Origin of the sequence: Pantoea dispersa (assembly GCF_014155765.1) — a bacterium.
Classification (GTDB): Bacteria; Pseudomonadota; Gammaproteobacteria; order Enterobacterales; family Enterobacteriaceae; genus Pantoea; species Pantoea dispersa.
In genome coordinates this window covers 619,485-635,465 of the sequence record NZ_SCKT01000001.1, presented here as the reverse complement: position 1 = coordinate 635,465, position 15,981 = coordinate 619,485, and the positions used below count along the sequence as shown (strand labels likewise).

Below are 15,981 nucleotides of genomic sequence, written 5' to 3'. Positions count from 1 at the left end.
CATTCCGCCGTGAGGATCATCTCTCCTTTCTGAGTTTATGTCAGGGTGCATGAATGCGCACCTTACCTCAGCGGCACCCTGAAGGGCCGCCAGTATGGCCGGTTGCCAGGTCGTCATTGATGGCGACCTGGCCACGTCACGTTATTTACTGGATTGCTGTGTGTAGTGCATGCGAGGACGATCCACATTGGCCCATGACAGCTCGCGCTCGACATGGTAGCTGTTGTTGCCATCGTCCCACTTCACATAATAACCGGTTAGCGCGTCTCCCTGCTCAAAGACATTGACCACTTCGCCTTTGATCTCGCCAGATTTATGTTTAACGATACTGCCTTTAGGAAACCTGCTCATGGTAAGAACCTCCGTACTGCGCTTACTGTGATGCGAAAACCGGTACTGCAAGCTAAGTCTAACCCACCTGATGACGAATAATCGTACTAATAGCGTCACTATTTTGTCGTAATTTTGTGCATTGTCGCGCAGGAGGACGCATTTTGACGCAACTTTGCAACTGACTCAGCGGGTTAGAGGTTTCATAAAGCAGACGGCTCCTTTATCATCGCTCTACTTAATTTTGAGCAACGGCCAAGACGGATCTCATGTATCAACCAGTCGCGTTATTCATCGGTTTGCGCTACATGCGTGGACGTGCTTCAGACCGTTTCGGTCGTTTCGTCTCCTGGCTCTCGACTATTGGTATCACGCTCGGCGTACTGGCACTGGTGACGGTGCTGTCGGTGATGAACGGCTTTGAGCGCGAGCTGGAAGGCAACATTCTCGGCCTGATGCCGCAGGCGCTGGTGACCAGCGACACCGGCAGCATCAATCCGCAGCAGATGCGCGCGCAGGATCTCAAACTGCAGGGCGTGACGCGGATCGCACCGCTGACCACCGCCGATGTGGTGTTGCAGAGTGCGCGCAACGTGTCGGTGGGCGTGATGCTGGGCATCAATCCCGACGAACAGGATCCGCTGACGCCTTATCTGGTCAACACCCAGCAGAGCGTGCTGCAGCCGGGGCAGTATAAGGTCATTCTCGGTGAACTGCTGGCCTCGCAGCTGGGCGTGAAGCGCGGCGATCAGCTGCGCCTGATGGTGCCATCGGTCAGTCAGTTTACCCCAGTGGGGCGCGTGCCGAGCCAGCGCATCTTTACCGTTGCCGGTACCTACGCAGCCAATAGCGAAGTCGATGGCTATCAGATTCTGGTGAACCAGCAGGATGCCTCGCGCGTGATGCGCTATCCGCTCGGCAACATTACCGGCTGGCGCCTGTGGCTGGATAAGCCGCTGAATGTCGATGCGCTCAGCCAGCAGCCGCTGCCGCAGGGGCTGACGTGGAAAGACTGGCGCGAACGCAAGGGCGACCTGTTCCAGGCGGTGCGCATGGAGAAAAACATGATGGGGCTGCTGCTCAGCCTGATCATCGCCGTGGCCGCTTTTAACATCATCACCTCGCTGGGCCTGCTGATCATGGAGAAGCAGGCGGAAGTGGCGATCCTGCAAACCCAGGGCTTAACGCGGCGGCAAATCGTCGCGGTATTTATGGTGCAGGGCGCCAGCGCCGGCATTATCGGCGCGCTGCTCGGTACGCTGCTGGGCGTGCTGCTGGCCAGCCAGCTCAATAATTTAATGCCGGTGATCGGCCTGTTCCTTGATGGCGCGGCGCTGCCGGTGGATATCAATGTCTGGCAGGTGATCACCATTGCGCTGGTCTCGATGGCCGTCGCGCTGCTCTCTACTCTCTATCCGTCATGGCGCGCTGCCGCCGTTCAACCCGCTGAGGCTTTACGTTATGAGTAATACCCCTTTGTTGCAGTGTCGTGACCTGTGCAAACGCTATCAGGAAGGCAGCGTGCAGACCGATGTGCTGCGCAATGTGGCTTTTAGCCTGCAGCCGGGCGAACTGACGGCGATTGTCGGCAGCTCCGGCTCCGGCAAAAGTACCTTACTGCACCTGCTGGGCGGGCTGGATGCGCCGACCTCCGGCGATGTGGTGTTTGACGGGAAATCGCTCAACGCCATGTCATCGGCGGCCAAAGCAGAGCTGCGCAACCGGGAACTCGGCTTCATTTATCAGTTTCACCATTTGCTGCCTGACTTCAGCGCGCTGGAGAACGTAGCCATGCCGCTGCTGATTGGCAAAACCGGCAAAGCCGAAGCGGAAGCGCGCGCGCGCGAGATGCTGGCGGCGGTTGGCCTGGAAAAGCGCGCGGCGCACCGGCCTTCTGAGCTGTCGGGCGGTGAGCGTCAGCGCGTGGCGATTGCCAGGGCGCTGGTGAACCGGCCGCGGCTGGTGATGGCCGATGAGCCCACCGGTAACCTCGATGCGCGCAACGCCGATGCCATTTTTGAACTGCTCGGCGAGCTCAACGTGCAGCAGGGCACCGCGTTTCTGGTGGTGACGCACGACCTCAACCTGGCGAAGCGCCTGAGCCGGCAGATGGAAATGCGCGACGGCCAGCTGAGCGATCACCTGACGCTGGGAGCGATCTAATGGCGTCCTCTTTATCCCTGCTGCTCGGGCTGCGCTTCAGCCGCGGCCGGCGGCGCGGCGGCATGGTGTCGCTGATCTCCATCATCTCGACCATCGGCATTGCGCTTGGCGTGGCGGTGCTGATCATCGGGCTGAGCGCGATGAACGGTTTTGAGCGGGAGCTCAACAACCGCATTCTGGCCGTGGTGCCGCACGGCGAAATTGAGGCGGTTAACCAGCCCTTTCGCAACTGGCAGCCGATGATTGCGCCCATCGAACAGGTGCCGGGCATCGCCGCAGCGGCGCCTTACGTTAACTTTACCGGATTGATTGAGAGCGGTGCGAAGCTGCAGGCGCTGCAGGTGAAGGGCGTTGATCCGCAGCAGGAACCGCGGCTCAGCGCGCTGCCGCGTTTTGTCAGCGGTGATGCCTGGTCGCAGTTCAGCGCCGGCAGGCAGCAGATCATTCTGGGCGGCGGTATCGCCAGATCGCTCAACGTGAAGCAGGGCGACTGGATCACCATCATGATCCCGAATAATGATGGCGAGAACAAACTGCTGCAGCCAAAACGCATTCGTCTGCAGGTGAGCGGTATTCTGCAGCTGAGCGGCATGCTGGATCACAGTCTGGCGCTGGTGCCGCTGGCCGATGCGCAAAAGTATCTGGATCTGGGCGACAGCGTCAGCGGCATTGCGCTGAAGATGAGCGATCCGTTCCAGGCACAGAAGCTGGTGCGCGATGCCGGCGAAGCCACCCACTCCTATGTCACCATCCGCAGCTGGATTGGCACTTACGGCTACATGTATCGTGACATCCAGATGATTCGCGCCATTATGTATCTGGCGATGGTGCTGGTGATTGGCGTGGCCTGCTTTAATATCGTGTCGACGCTGGTGATGGCGGTGAAGGACAAGAGCAGCGATATCGCCGTGCTGCGCACGCTGGGCGCGAAAGACGGCCTGATCCGTGCCATCTTTATCTGGTATGGCCTGCTGGCCGGGCTGCTGGGCAGCGTCAGCGGTGTGGTGGTCGGCGTGCTGGTGGCGCTCAATCTGACGCCGGTGATGCGCGTAGTGGAGCACCTTACCGGGCATCAGCTGCTGGCGGGCGATATCTACTTTATCGACTTTCTGCCGTCCGAGCTGCACTGGCTGGATGTGGCCATCGTGCTGGCGACGGCGATTGGCCTGAGCCTGATTGCCAGCTGGTATCCGGCGCGGCGCGCCAGCCGCATCGATCCTGCCCGCGTGCTGAGCGGTCAGTAAAGACAAAACACGCAGCCGCCTTCGCGGCTGCGCACATTTTCAGCGTCTGCGGCATGCAGCCGTCATACCCAGCCGCTATTATCGGGTCTGAGTAACCCGGAAAACACCCGCAGCGCGGCGTTCAGCGCCGCAGATTAAGGAGCCTTTATGCGCCAACCGCGCCGCCGCCTTCGACTCGCCCGCTACAAAAAGAACCGCCGCAAAGTGCATCAGCGCTTTCGCCAGCGCATCTTTGAGCGCGATCGTCAGGTCGAACTTGCCGCCCATCCGCAGCCGCACGTGGTGGTGCTGACCGGTGCCGGAATTTCGGCAGAATCCGGCATTCGCACGTTCCGCGCGGAAGATGGCCTGTGGGAAGAGCATCGCGTGGAAGATGTGGCGACGCCCGAAGGCTTTCGCCGCGATCCGGCGCTGGTGCAGGGCTTCTACAATGCGCGCCGGCGTCAGCTGCAGCAGCCAGAAATCCAGCCTAACGCGGCGCACAAAGCGCTGGCCGAACTGGAGCAGGTGCTGGGCGATAATTTCCTGCTGGTTACGCAGAATATCGATAACCTGCACGAGCGCGCCGGCAGCCAGCGCGTGCTGCATATGCACGGTGAATTGCTGAAGGTGCGCTGTGAGCACAGCGGTCAGGTGCTGACGTGGACAGAGGACGTCGGTCCGGACGACCGTTGTACCTGCTGCCAGTTCCCGTCGCGGCTGCGTCCGCACGTGGTGTGGTTTGGTGAAATGCCGCTCGGCATGGAGGAGATTTATCAGGCGCTGGAACAGGCCGATCTGTTTATCGCCATTGGCACCTCAGGCCACGTCTACCCGGCGGCAGGCTTTGTACATGAAGCGAAACTGCAGGGTGCGCACACCGTGGAGCTGAATCTGGCGCCCAGTCAGGTCGGTAACGAATTCGCTGAAGCGCATTACGGCTTAGCCAGCGAAGTGGTGCCCGAATTCGTGCATACTTTTTTGCGCGGCTTGTATAAATAGTCAGCGTACTGCGCGTTTCCCCTCATCCCGGCCTTCTCCCGGCGGGAGAAGGGGAAAAACGCGCCCGACTGAAACTCAGCTAAAACCGGCACGAATGAACCCTCTCCCTCTGGGAGAGGGCAGGGTGAGGGCCAGGCCGCACAACTTCCACCCCAGAACCTCACCGCCCCGCTTTCAGCTTCTGGAACAGCGTTTCGTACTGCACGCTGGCGGCACCGACATCGTTCTGCCACTCGCCGTTTTTGATCACGTCAGCCGGCGGATAGAGTGACGGATCGCTGGCCACCTCGGGCGGCAGCAGCTTTCTTGCCGCCAGGTTGGGCGTCGGATAACCGATGGTTTCCGCCACTTTAGCCGCCACATCCGGGCGCAGCAGGAAGTTAATCAGCTTCAGCGCGCCCGCTTTATTTTTCGCATTCGCCGGGATCGCCAGGTTATCCATCCAGAAAATTCCGCCCTCTTTCGGCCAGATAATCTGCAGCGGCGTGCCAGCCTGGCGCGCCACCCAGGCGGAGCCATTCCAGATCATGCCGACGTTGACTTCGCCTTCCATAAACGGATTACCGGGATTATCCGAGTTGAACGCCAGCACGTTCGGCATCAGCTTTTTCAGCTCTTCATAGGCGGCTTCAATCTGTTTTGGATCCTGCGTATTACCGGAGTAGCCGAGCTTGCGCAACGCCATCTGGAACACTTCACGCGCGTCATCGGTCAGCAGCAGGCTCTGCTTATACTGTGGTTTCCACAGATCGGCCCATTGGGTCAGGGTTTTTGGATCCACCTCGTCGGTATTCACGCCAATGGCGGTTGCGCCCCAGATATAGGGAATGGAATAGTCGTTGTTCGGATCAAACGGCTTGTTCAGCAGGTCAGGATCGAGGTTGCGGAAGTTGCTCAGCTGTGACTTGTCGATCTTCTGCAGCATGCCCTCGTTGCGCATTTTGGCGATGAAGTAGGTCGACGGCACCACCAGATCGTAAGCGCCTGCTTTCCAGGTTTTCAGCTTGGCGTACATGCTTTCATTGGATTCATAGGTGGAATAAATCACTTTGATGCCGGTCTCTTTGGTGAACTGCTCCAGCAGTCCGGGCGGCACATATTCGGTCCAGTTATAGAAGTAAAGCGTGTTGTTGTCATCCGCCTGAGCGCTTTGCATACCCAGTGCCAGCGCCCCAGCCGCCAGCCAGTGAGACCACTTTTTCATCGGTTATCCTCTATTTGGTTTTATCACGCAGCAACAGCTGACTGACTGCCACCAGCAGCAGCGACAGCAGCATCAAAATGGTAGCCAGCGCGTTCACTTCCGGCGACACGCCCACTTTCACCATGGAATAAATTTTCAGCGGCAAAATTTCGAAGCCGGGACCGGTGACAAATGACGACACCACCACATCATCCATCGACAGGGTGAAACTCAGCAGCCAGCCCGCGGCCACTGCCGGCAGCGCCAGCGGCAGCAAAATTTTACGCAGAATAGTCACTTCGCTGGCGCCGAGATCTTTTGCCGCCTCCAGCATGCGCACGTCAAAGCCTTTCAGGCGCGAATAGACGGTAATCACCACAAACGGCAGGCAGAAAGTGATGTGGGAAAACAGCAGCGACCAGAAGCCGAGCGAAATCCCCAGCAGCATAAACAGCACCAGCAGCGAAATCGCCATCACGATATCCGGCGACATCATCACCACAAATAGCATACCGCTGACAAACGGCTTGCCGCGAAAACGGTAGCGGTACAGCGCCACGGCGGTGAGCGAGCCGATCAGCGTCGCGCAACTGGCCGATAGCACGCCCATGATCAGCGAATGCTGCGCCGCCTGAATCAGGCTGTCGTTATTGACCAGCAGGCGATACCACTGGGTGCTGAAGCCCTGCCAGTTGATGCCGAAGCGCGAGGCATTGAAGGAGTTGACGATCAGGATGATGATCGGAATGTAGAACCAGGCATAAATCACGGCTATGAAGCCGTAGCGTAATCCGCGCGCCATCATTGCAACGCCGCCTTGTGATTCAGCAGACGCGCTGCGCGCCAGTAAACCAGCAGCATCAGCCCCATCAGCAGCGTCATGACAATGCTGGTGGCGGCACCAAACGGCCAGTCACGAATATTGAGGAACTGGCTTTTGATTACGTTACCGATCAACAGGTTCTTTGCTCCGCCCATTAAATCCGCTACGTAGAACAACCCCATCGCCGGGATAAATACCAGTAGCGCGCCGGCAACGATACCGGGCAGGGTCAGCGGCAAAATGATATGGATGAAGGTCTGTAGCCTGCTGGCGCCAAGATCGCGCGCCGCTTCCAGGCAGGATTTATCCAGCTTCTCAAGACTGGAGTAGAGCGGCAGTACCATAAACGGCAGCAGAATATAGATCAGCCCGAGGATCACCGCTTCCGGGGTAAACATGATGCGAAACGGCTTGTCGATGACGCCGAGCCACAGCAGAAATTCATTGAGCCAGCCGCGCGTGCTGAGAAAAATTTTCAGACCATAAATGCGAATCAGAGAGTTGGTCCAGAACGGCACAATCAGCAGAAACAGCATCAGCGGACGCAGACGCGCTGGTAGTCTGGTCAGGCACCAGGCAAAAGGGTAGCCGAGCAGCAGGCAGCACAGCGTGGCGATGCAGGCCATGTTGAGCGAGTGCAGTAGCACGTCGGCATACAGCGGATCGAGGAGCCGGCCATAGTTGTTCAGGGTGAACACCATGCTGACAAAGTGCGCGTCGTCGCGCGTCAGAAAGCTGGTGACGAAGATCATCAGATTCGGCAGCAACACGAACAGCGTCAGCCAGCCGACGATCAGTGCCACAATGGCTTTCTGCAGACGATTAAGCATCCGTTTCATACGGCAGCACCACCTCCCAGTTTGGCACCCAGCTGACCGCCATTTTCTGGTTCAGCGAGTGGTCAAAATCCGGATCGTCCTCATTAAAGAACTCGCTGACGGTGAGCAGCTTGCCGTTCTCCAGTTCGACGGTGGATTCCAGCGTCATGCCTTTATAGTTGCGTTCGCGCACATAGCCGATCAGGTTTTCGCTGCGGCTGTCGTGATCGATCTCCTCGACGCGCAAATCTTCCGGTCGCAGCAGGACATGCAGCCGATCACCGGGTTTGACCGGGAACGGGCAGTGAATATCACACTCGCGGCCTTCGACGCGAGCGCGTACCTGCGGCGCGTGCGCGCTGCCGATCACTTCCGCATCAAACACATTGATTTCGCCAATGAAGCGCGCCACAAACAGGTTCGCGGGCTCTTCGTAGATCTCGCGCGGCGTGCCGTCCTGCTCGATGCGCCCGTCGCGCATCACCACGATGCGGTCAGACATGGTCAGCGCTTCTTCCTGATCGTGCGTGACAAACACAAACGTGATGCCCAGCTTGCGCTGCAGCGCTTTCAACTCGTTTTGCATCTGGCGGCGCAGTTTGTAATCCAGCGCGGAGAGCGACTCATCAAGCAGCAGCACTTTGGGCCGGTTGACCACCGCCCGCGCAATCGCCACGCGCTGCTGCTGGCCGCCGGAGAGCTGATGTGGCCGACGCGCGGCAAAGCTTTCCAGCTGCACCATCGCCAGCGCCTCGTTGACGCGCTGCGTCAGCTCTGCCGCCGGGGTTTTCTGCATGCGCAGGCCAAACGCGACGTTTTCAAACACCGACATGTGCGGAAACAGCGCGTAGCTCTGAAACACGGTATTGATATGGCGATGCTCGGCGGGCGTTTCAGTGATGTCGCTCTCATCCAGATGGATACGTCCGCTGTCGGCGTTTTCCAGCCCGGCGATCAGGCGCAGAATCGTGGTCTTACCGCAGCCGGAGGGGCCAAGCAGGGTGATAAATTCGCCATGACCGATGGTCAGGTCGAAATCCGGGATGATGGTTTTGCCATCGAAAGCTTTACTGATGCCAGAAAGCGTAACCAGCGCCTGCTGCGCGCGTGTTTGCGTCATTTTAGTCACTCAGTCTGATGAGAATCAGGTTACAGCATAGCCGCCGGCGACAGCTTGCCGTGATGAAGGGCGCGATAATACCTGAAAAATGCGCCATTGCCATGTTCAGACACGGAATAACCTTGAAAAGTCTGCAAATTGCTGGAGTATGCTCATCGGGCCAGCCGGACGGGTGGCTGGCAGGGCGAATTTCAGCGCACGATTGGGCTGAGAGGGCTAACCTGAAGGATAATGATTTGACGCAACATGGCGATAATCAGGCCCCATGATAATAATGCAGGTTCTTTAGAGGGATGACAGATGGATCAATTACTTGAGCGTTTTCTCAGTTATGTGGCAGTAGAAACCCAGGCAAAACCTCAGGCGCGGCAGGTGCCGAGCAGCGAAGGGCAGTGGACGCTGGCGCGTCAGTTACAGGAAGAGCTTATTGCGCTGGGTTTTGTGGACGTCACCTTAAGCGATCATTGCTGTGTGATGGGCACTCTGCCAGCAAACGTCGACTGGCCGACGCCGGTGATCGGTTTTATTTCCCACATGGATACCTCGCCGGATTTCACCGCGAAAAATGTCAATCCGCAGATCATTGAAAACTATCGTGGCGGCGATATCGCGCTGGGCAACGGGGATGAAGTGCTCTCGCCGGTGATGTTCCCGGTGCTGCACAAGCTGACCGGGCATACGCTGATCACCACCGACGGTAAAACGCTGCTGGGCGCTGATGATAAAGCCGGTATCGCTGAGATCATGACGGCGATGGCCGAGCTGGCCAAAGGGGATGTGCCGCACGGCGCCATTCGCGTAGCCTTTACCCCGGATGAAGAGATTGGTCGCGGCACGTCGCACTTCGACGTTGAGGGGTTTGCGGCTGACTGGGCTTATACCGTTGACGGCAGCGATCTCGGCGAGTTTGAGTTCGAGAACTTTAATGCCGCGACGGCGCTGGTCAAAATCACCGGTAACAATGTGCATCCCGGAAGTGCGAAAAACGTGATGGTGAACGCGCTGGACCTGGCGATGCGCTTCCACGCCGAGCTGCCGGCCAAAGAGAAGCCGCAGTTTACCGACGGCTATGAAGGCTTTTTCCACCTGCACACTATTAAGGGATCGGTTGAGCACGCCGAGCTGATGTACCTGATTCGTGATTTTGATGCCGACAGCTACGAACAGCGTAAGCAGCTGCTGCAGGAGATTGGCCGCCGCGTCAGTAAAGGTCTGCAGGCTGAGTGCTCCATCAAGGTGGAGATCAGCGACAGCTATCGCAATATGCGGGAGAAGGTGGAACCGCATCCGCACATCATTGAGCTGGCGCTGCAGGCGATGCGCGACTGCGGTATCGAACCGAACGTGAAGCCAATTCGCGGCGGCACCGACGGATCGGCGCTGTCATGGAAAGGACTGCCGTGTCCGAATCTGTTTACCGGCGGCTACAATTACCACGGTAAACATGAGTTTGCGTCGCTGAATGTGATGGCGAAGTCGGTTGAGGTGATTGTGCGCCTGGCCGCGCTCGCGGCGGAGAAGAAGTAGGGCGGAGAGGGGCTTGCCCTCACCCTAACCCTCTCTCGCCCACGGGAGAGGGGACCGATCGAGCTGGAATAAGGCTTTGTTTATTGCCTTAACTCCTGTTTATGCCCCTGTTTTCTTACGCATCTTATGGTTTGCGCTTTACTGCAATCGTCGCGCGGTTTTCTCCCTCTCCCGCGGGCGGGAGAGGGCCGGGGTGAGGGAAACGGGCGCAGAGGACCTGATCAACTCAATCAGCAAAAAACCAGTACCCGCTGTTCACCAGTGCCGCCAGTTGAGCCAGCAGCGAAGGATCGTCCAGCGCATCGCCGAAATCTTCCAGCGTCAATACGTGTTTGTGGGCCAGCGCAGCCAGAACCGACGGATGCGCGCACTCGACGCGTTCACCGTTGACGTACACCGCGTCGCCCAGCGTCAGCACGCGCAGGCCGCCGAGGCGCGTCAGCGCATCACCCTGCTGCAGCGCGTCATAAATCTCATCCGGCTGATACGGCGGTTCCGGCGGAGCCACATCCAGTTCGTGACGCGACTGAGAAATAAATTCGCCAAACCACTGGTTAAACTGCTCCGGCTGATTAATCACATCCAGCATCACCTTGCGGATCCCTTCTACTTCTGACGGCAGAATCTGCGACGGGCAATCGCGCGCCGGCACATCCGGATCGCTGAAGCGGTAGCTGCCCAGTTCATGCGCCAGCATGTAATCCGCAAAGCCGCTAATCAGCTCGCGTCCGTTAGGTGCGCGGAAGCCGACTGAATAGTTGAGCGCGTTCTCCAGCGAATAACCTTCGTGCGGGAAACCCGGTGGAATATAGAGAATGTCGCCCGGTTCCAGCTCTTCATCGATGATGGCGTCGAACGGTTCAACCTGCAGCAGGTCCGGATGCGGGCAGTGCTGTTTCATCGGCACTTTTTCGCCCACGCGCCAGCGACGGCGGCCAGTGCCCTGAATAATAAACACGTCATATTGATCAAAGTGCGGGCCTACGCCGCCGCCCGGCACTGCGAACGAGATCATCAGGTCGTCGATACGCCAGTCGGGCAGAAAGCGGAACGGGCGCATCAGCGCAGCAGAAGGTTCATGCCAGTGGTTCACCGCCTGTACCAGCAGCGACCAGTTGCTTTCACCCAGGTGATCGTAGCTTTCAAACGGACCATGGCTGACCTGCCACTTGCCGTTGTTGTGGCTGACGAGGCGGCTGTCCACCTCGTTTTCCATTGCCAGACCGGCCAGCTCATCCGGAGAAATCGGATCAATGAAGTTTTTGAAACCCCGTTTCAGCACCACCGGGCGTTTTTGCCAGTAGCGCTGAATAAAGTCGGGCCAGTTGATGTCGAGCTGATAGTCCATGCGAGGATTCCGGTTAGGGCCATAATTGCTGCCAAGTATAACAGCCCGCGCCCGGTTCTACTCGCGGTGATGTTCAACTTCCTGCCGCTGAAAAATCACCTCCATGCGGGCGCCGCCGAGCGGGCTGGTCGTGGCGATCACCTGACCGGCATACTGCTCGAGAATATCGCGCACTACCGCCAGTCCCAGTCCCTGACCGGGACGCAGCGTGTCGGCACGCTGGCCGCGCACAAAGATCAGATCGCGCTTGCTTTCGGGAATACCGGGGCCGTCGTCGTCAATGAACAGATGCAGCGCGTTTTCCGTCTGGCGCGCGCTGACCTCAATAAATTCGAGGCAGTATTTGCAGGCGTTATCCAGCACGTTGCCCAGCACTTCCATAAAGTCATTTTGATCGCCGATAAAGGTCAGCTCCGGCGAAATATCCAGCGTGATCTCAACGCCCTTGCGCTGATACACCTTATTGAGCGCGGAACACAGGCTATCCAGCAAGGCCGAGACCGAGTGCAGATCGCGCTGCAGCGGGTTGTGATCCGCCTGCATACTGGCGCGATGCAGGTAGTAACCAATCTGCTGCGAGATGCGGCTGATCTGCTCGAGCATGACCGGCTCAGCCTGTTCGATGGTCAGCTCTTTGCCACCGCGCAGCGAGCGCAGCGTGCTTTGCAGCACCGCCAGCGGCGTTTTCAGGCTGTGCGTCAAATCCGACAGCGTGGTGCGATAGCGCGTGTAGCGCTGCCGTTCGTTGGTGAGCAACAGATTGAGGTTGCGCACCAGACTGCGCAGCTCCTGCGGCGGGTTGTCGTCAAGATTTTCCCTGTGGCCGGTTTCCAGCTCGCGCACCTGCGAAGTCAGGTGGCCAATCGGACGCAGGCTCCAGTGTGCCGCCAGCCACAGCAGCGGAATCACCAGCAGTAGATTGGCTGCCAGCACATAGCTGAACCACGACCACACCACGTCTGAGTGCTGCAGCTCCTGCGGGATCGAGTCCACCACCACAATGGTCAGCGCCGGCAGATTGGTGGTGGCGTCGTAGCGGTTGACCGCCACCGAGTGGGTGAAGGTGTCGTTGCTGTCACTGTCCAGCGCGTGCAGCCGCTGCTGTGCCTGCGGATTGTTACCCATCGCCGCCATACTGGTGCGATTGCTGGTATCGATCTCGTAAAAATCTGGCTTCATCAGCCAGTCGCGGCGAATGTTTTTGCGAATTTCCGGCACGTCACGCTGCTGCCACAGCAGCTTACCGCGCTCGTCATAGATGAACACCAGCGTCGGGAAATTGAGCGTCATGCGTTCCGGCTGGGCGATGGTGAGCTTGTTGTCTTTCCACTGCGCGAGGGTGAAAAACAAATTGCTCTCGCCGCGCATCACGCGATAGGTATTTTTATCAAAGCTGACGACATAGCCAATGACCGCCACCATGCCATACGACAGCGACAAAAACAGCACGATCGCCGCCGTCGCCAGCAGGAAACGCGCGCGTAAGGAGAAAGGGCGCTGACGGCGGAGCAGCTTCATAAATCAGAGATCAAAGCGGTATCCCTGGCCACGCACGGTGTTGATCACTTCGGTCGGGTGCAGCGCGAGAATTTTTTTGCGCAGCCGGCCCATCAGTACATCAATGGTGTGGCTTTCGCGCAGTTCCGCATCGGGATACAGCTGCAGCATCAGCGAGTCTTTGCTGACCACTTTACCGGCATTGCGGATCAGCGTTTCAACAATGGTGTACTCAAACGCGGTCAGCTTGACCGGTGCGTCGTTCACCGTAAGCTCGCGGCGCGACAGGTCAACCTGGAACGGCGGCATGGAGATAATTTGTGAGGCGTGTCCGCTGTTGCGGCGCATCAGCGCCTGTAAGCGGGCGGCGACCTCTTCAATGTGGAACGGCTTGGTCACGTAGTCATCGGCACCGGCTTCCAGCGCTTCAACTTTCGCCTGCCAGCCTTCGCGCGCGGTCAGCACCAGAATCGGCTGACGAATGGCATCGCCACGCCAGCGGCGAATCAGCGACATGCCGTCTTCGTCGGGCAGGCCGAGATCGACCAGCGCGATATCGGGAATGTGTTCCTGCAGGAAATAGTCGGCTTCTTTGGCGTCTTCGGCGGCATCCACCTGATGACCCATGTCACGTAACTGGACTGCGAGGTGATGGCGCAGCAGGGCATTATCTTCCACAACCAGAACACGCATAGAATTTCCTTACCTTCAACTCAGTGATGATGGCGAAAAGTATACGCTACGCCAGCTAAACCGCAGATTAACACTCCGCTGTGATGCACTGGCAGGGGAACCTCAGCCACCACGTGACGTGCGTGACTGAGGTAACACCAACTTGCCATAGCCTGAGTTTTCAGAGCAAGGAATTACTTCAGGTCGTCAACCATCTGAATCGCGCGGCCGAGGTAGTTGGCTGGCGTCATCTGCTTCAGGCGCACTTTCTCTGCTTCCGGCAGCTCCAGGCTGTCGATAAACGCCTGCATACCGGCTGCGTCCACGCGCTTGCCGCGCGTCAGCTCTTTCAGCTTCTCGTACGGCTTTTCAATGCCGTAGCGGCGCATCACGGTCTGGATCGGCTCTGCCAGGACTTCCCAGTTGTGATCCAGCTCGTCCAGCAGGCGATCGCGGTTCACTTCCAGCTTGGAGATACCTTTGAGCGTGGCCTGATAGGCGATCAATGCATAGCCGACGCCGACGCCGAGGTTACGCAGCACGGTAGAATCGGTCAGATCGCGCTGCCAGCGTGATACCGGCAGTTTGCTGGCCAGGTGCTGCATCACCGCATTGGCCAGCCCCAGATTCCCTTCGGAGTTTTCGAAGTCGATAGGGTTAACCTTGTGCGGCATGGTTGAAGAGCCAATTTCGCCAGCAATGGTTTTCTGTTTGAAATGGTTCAGGGCGATGTAACCCCAGATGTCGCGGTCAAAATCAATCAGGATGGTATTGAAGCGCGCGATGCAGTCAAACAGCTCGGCGATGTAGTCATGCGGCTCGATCTGCGTGGTGTACGGGTTCCAACTGATGCCCAGTGAGGTCACAAACTGCTCGCTCAGCTGATGCCAGTCCACTTCCGGATACGCGGCGATGTGCGCATTGTAGTTGCCCACCGCGCCGTTGATTTTGCCCAGCACGTCCACCTTGCTCAGCTGACGCAGCTGGCGTTCCATGCGGTAGGCCACGTTGGCCATCTCTTTGCCCATGGTGGACGGCGTTGCCGGCTGACCGTGGGTGCGCGACAGCAGCGGAATGTCGCGATACTCCTGCGCCAGGCCCTTCACGGCGGTGATGATCTGGTTCCAGAACGGCACGATCACGTCGCGGCGTGCGGTTTCCAGCATCAGCGCGTGTGACAGGTTATTGATATCTTCGGAGGTGCAGGCGAAATGGATAAACTCAGACACCGCGTGCAGCGCCGGCACGTTGGCCACTTTCTCTTTCAGAAAGTATTCGACGGCTTTCACGTCATGGTTGGTGGTGCGCTCAATGGTTTTGATGCGCGCCGCATCTTCTTCGCTGAAACCGGCGACAATTGCATCAAGGAAAGCGTTTGCGTCGGCATCAAATGCAGGAACTTCCTTGATCTCTGCGGTCGCGGCCAGTTTCTGTAACCAGCGAACTTCAACCTCAACGCGGAATTTCAGCAAACCGAACTCGCTGAAAATCGCACGCAGCGGGCTGACTTTATCGCCGTAACGACCATCGACAGGTGAGACGGCGGTCAGAGAGGATAATTCCATCAGTGCAACTCCTGAATCGTTAACAATATAGGGCAGGGCGGCGCTTAATACGCCGGACCCAGCCGGGATAAAAGGGTTTTCGCTTCGCGCAGCAGACGCTGGCGCGCAAACATCAGCTGCAGACGACCGCCGCCGACCTGCTGCCACAGCACCGCCGCGCGGATACCGGCCAGCAGCGTAGCGCGAACTTTGCTCTGCACCTGCGAATTCTGCAGCACCTGCGGTGAGCCGGTCACCTGAATGCGCGGGCCGAGCGGGCTAATCACATCAACGTAAATGCCGGCCATGGCGCTGGTAATGGTGTCTGATTCCAGTTCGTAATGCGCCAGCTGACGATCAAGCTGGCTGATGCGCTGTGCCAGGGTGTTTAGCGCGGTTTTGTTACCGTGCAGTTTACGCTCCAGCACCATCAGGCTCAGGGTATAACGCGTCAAATCGGCACTGGCACTCTGCCGGCTGCCGCTGTTCAGCACCGCCATCAGTGCTTCCAGCCCGGGGCGCAGGTTGGCTTCATCGTTGCCAAACACCGCCAGCGTTGAGCCTGGATTTAAATCCAGCAGGCTGCGCAGCGACACCTGCAGCGCCGCGTTGTTGCAGTGCCCCTGGTGTGCCAGCTGCTGCACCAGATGGGCTGCCTGGCAAACGCCGGCCAGCGCCAGCGTTATCTCATAATAGTTTTTAGCCACGCTTCACTCCTGTAGACGCGTCGG

General features: G+C 58.4%; 15 protein-coding genes. 5 read left to right on the top strand and 10 right to left on the bottom strand.

What is annotated here, in order from left to right:
* Positions 1-141 precede the first annotated feature (141 nt).
* The gene (locus H7K56_RS03045; protein ID WP_021506388.1) at positions 142-351 is read right to left on the bottom strand and encodes a hypothetical protein; all 210 of its coding nucleotides are present in this window, start codon (positions 349-351) and stop codon (positions 142-144) included.
* A gap of 248 nt (positions 352-599) precedes the next feature.
* Here H7K56_RS03045 and lolC point away from each other — a divergent pair, with 248 nt between their 5' ends.
* The 4 genes from lolC (at position 600) to cobB (ending at position 4,718) form a co-directional block, all read left to right on the top strand.
* Entirely contained in the window at positions 600-1,799 is a 1,200-nt protein-coding gene (gene lolC / locus H7K56_RS03040) for a lipoprotein-releasing ABC transporter permease subunit LolC (RefSeq protein ID WP_132465185.1), read from the top strand.
* Entirely contained in the window at positions 1,792-2,493 is a 702-nt protein-coding gene (gene lolD, locus H7K56_RS03035) for a lipoprotein-releasing ABC transporter ATP-binding protein LolD (RefSeq protein ID WP_021506386.1), read from the top strand. Before lolC ends, lolD begins: the two co-directional genes overlap by 8 nt.
* Positions 2,493-3,737 (top strand): lipoprotein-releasing ABC transporter permease subunit LolE, encoded by a 1,245-nt coding sequence (gene lolE, locus H7K56_RS03030; protein WP_150360952.1) that lies wholly within the window; start codon positions 2,493-2,495, stop codon positions 3,735-3,737. Before lolD ends, lolE begins: the two co-directional genes overlap by 1 nt.
* A 147-nt stretch (positions 3,738-3,884) precedes the next feature.
* Complete coding sequence (gene cobB, locus H7K56_RS03025; protein WP_125309342.1) at positions 3,885-4,718, top strand: Sir2 family NAD+-dependent deacetylase; 834 nt, start codon at positions 3,885-3,887, stop codon at positions 4,716-4,718.
* A gap of 160 nt (positions 4,719-4,878) precedes the next feature.
* On the opposite strand, the gene potD is transcribed toward cobB, so the two are convergent.
* The 4 genes from potD to potA are packed head-to-tail and all read right to left on the bottom strand — an operon-like array spanning position 4,879 to position 8,662.
* On the bottom strand, positions 4,879-5,922 hold the full coding sequence (gene potD / locus H7K56_RS03020) for a spermidine/putrescine ABC transporter substrate-binding protein PotD (RefSeq protein WP_150360951.1): 1,044 nt from the start codon (positions 5,920-5,922) through the stop codon (positions 4,879-4,881).
* 10 nt (positions 5,923-5,932) lie between these two features.
* Positions 5,933-6,706 (bottom strand): spermidine/putrescine ABC transporter permease PotC, encoded by a 774-nt coding sequence (gene potC, locus H7K56_RS03015; protein WP_150360950.1) that lies wholly within the window; start codon positions 6,704-6,706, stop codon positions 5,933-5,935.
* Positions 6,703-7,554, bottom strand: coding sequence for a spermidine/putrescine ABC transporter permease PotB (gene potB / locus H7K56_RS03010; protein WP_182688974.1), 852 nt, complete (start codon positions 7,552-7,554; stop codon positions 6,703-6,705). Before potB ends, potC begins: the two co-directional genes overlap by 4 nt.
* Positions 7,547-8,662: a spermidine/putrescine ABC transporter ATP-binding protein PotA gene (gene potA, locus H7K56_RS03005; protein ID WP_058759491.1), complete on the bottom strand. Its 1,116-nt coding sequence runs from the start codon at positions 8,660-8,662 to the stop codon at positions 7,547-7,549. The genes potB and potA overlap by 8 nt, the downstream gene beginning before the upstream one ends.
* 300 nt (positions 8,663-8,962) lie before the next feature.
* Here potA and pepT point away from each other — a divergent pair, with 300 nt between their 5' ends.
* Positions 8,963-10,189: a peptidase T gene (gene pepT / locus H7K56_RS03000; RefSeq protein ID WP_021506380.1), complete on the top strand. Its 1,227-nt coding sequence runs from the start codon at positions 8,963-8,965 to the stop codon at positions 10,187-10,189.
* 226 nt (positions 10,190-10,415) lie between these two features.
* Here pepT and H7K56_RS02995 read toward each other — a convergent pair whose 3' ends face one another.
* The 5 genes from H7K56_RS02995 to hflD form a co-directional block, all read right to left on the bottom strand.
* The gene (locus tag H7K56_RS02995) at positions 10,416-11,537 is read right to left on the bottom strand and encodes a ribosomal protein uL16 3-hydroxylase (RefSeq protein WP_058776487.1); all 1,122 of its coding nucleotides are present in this window, start codon (positions 11,535-11,537) and stop codon (positions 10,416-10,418) included.
* A 57-nt stretch (positions 11,538-11,594) separates the two neighbouring features.
* On the bottom strand, positions 11,595-13,055 hold the full coding sequence (gene phoQ, locus H7K56_RS02990; protein WP_021506378.1) for a two-component system sensor histidine kinase PhoQ: 1,461 nt from the start codon (positions 13,053-13,055) through the stop codon (positions 11,595-11,597).
* A 3-nt stretch (positions 13,056-13,058) separates the two neighbouring features.
* Positions 13,059-13,727: a two-component system response regulator PhoP gene (gene phoP / locus H7K56_RS02985; RefSeq protein ID WP_010617222.1), complete on the bottom strand. Its 669-nt coding sequence runs from the start codon at positions 13,725-13,727 to the stop codon at positions 13,059-13,061.
* A gap of 173 nt (positions 13,728-13,900) precedes the next feature.
* Positions 13,901-15,271: an adenylosuccinate lyase gene (gene purB, locus H7K56_RS02980; RefSeq protein ID WP_058780736.1), complete on the bottom strand. Its 1,371-nt coding sequence runs from the start codon at positions 15,269-15,271 to the stop codon at positions 13,901-13,903.
* Positions 15,272-15,315: 44 nt separating this feature from the next.
* Positions 15,316-15,957 carry a high frequency lysogenization protein HflD gene (gene hflD / locus H7K56_RS02975; protein WP_150360948.1) on the bottom strand — a complete coding sequence of 214 codons (642 nt, stop codon included), beginning with the start codon at positions 15,955-15,957 and terminating at the stop codon, positions 15,316-15,318.
* Between the last annotated feature and the right edge of the window lie 24 nt (positions 15,958-15,981).

Excerpts from the sequence above, each read along its gene's own strand:
- H7K56_RS03045 (WP_021506388.1), bottom strand. The coding sequence starts at position 351 with ATGAGCAGGTTTCCTAAAGGCAGTATCGTTAAACATAAATCTGGCGAG.
- lolC (WP_132465185.1), top strand. The coding sequence starts at position 600 with ATGTATCAACCAGTCGCGTTATTCATCGGTTTGCGCTACATGCGTGGA.
- lolD (WP_021506386.1), top strand. The coding sequence starts at position 1,792 with ATGAGTAATACCCCTTTGTTGCAGTGTCGTGACCTGTGCAAACGCTAT.
- lolE (WP_150360952.1), top strand. The coding sequence starts at position 2,493 with ATGGCGTCCTCTTTATCCCTGCTGCTCGGGCTGCGCTTCAGCCGCGGC.
- cobB (WP_125309342.1), top strand. The coding sequence starts at position 3,885 with ATGCGCCAACCGCGCCGCCGCCTTCGACTCGCCCGCTACAAAAAGAAC.
- potD (WP_150360951.1), bottom strand. The coding sequence starts at position 5,922 with ATGAAAAAGTGGTCTCACTGGCTGGCGGCTGGGGCGCTGGCACTGGGT.
- potC (WP_150360950.1), bottom strand. The coding sequence starts at position 6,706 with ATGATGGCGCGCGGATTACGCTACGGCTTCATAGCCGTGATTTATGCC.
- potB (WP_182688974.1), bottom strand. The coding sequence starts at position 7,554 with ATGCTTAATCGTCTGCAGAAAGCCATTGTGGCACTGATCGTCGGCTGG.
- potA (WP_058759491.1), bottom strand. The coding sequence starts at position 8,662 with ATGACGCAAACACGCGCGCAGCAGGCGCTGGTTACGCTTTCTGGCATC.
- pepT (WP_021506380.1), top strand. The coding sequence starts at position 8,963 with ATGGATCAATTACTTGAGCGTTTTCTCAGTTATGTGGCAGTAGAAACC.
- H7K56_RS02995 (WP_058776487.1), bottom strand. The coding sequence starts at position 11,537 with ATGGACTATCAGCTCGACATCAACTGGCCCGACTTTATTCAGCGCTAC.
- phoQ (WP_021506378.1), bottom strand. The coding sequence starts at position 13,055 with ATGAAGCTGCTCCGCCGTCAGCGCCCTTTCTCCTTACGCGCGCGTTTC.
- phoP (WP_010617222.1), bottom strand. The coding sequence starts at position 13,727 with ATGCGTGTTCTGGTTGTGGAAGATAATGCCCTGCTGCGCCATCACCTC.
- purB (WP_058780736.1), bottom strand. The coding sequence starts at position 15,271 with ATGGAATTATCCTCTCTGACCGCCGTCTCACCTGTCGATGGTCGTTAC.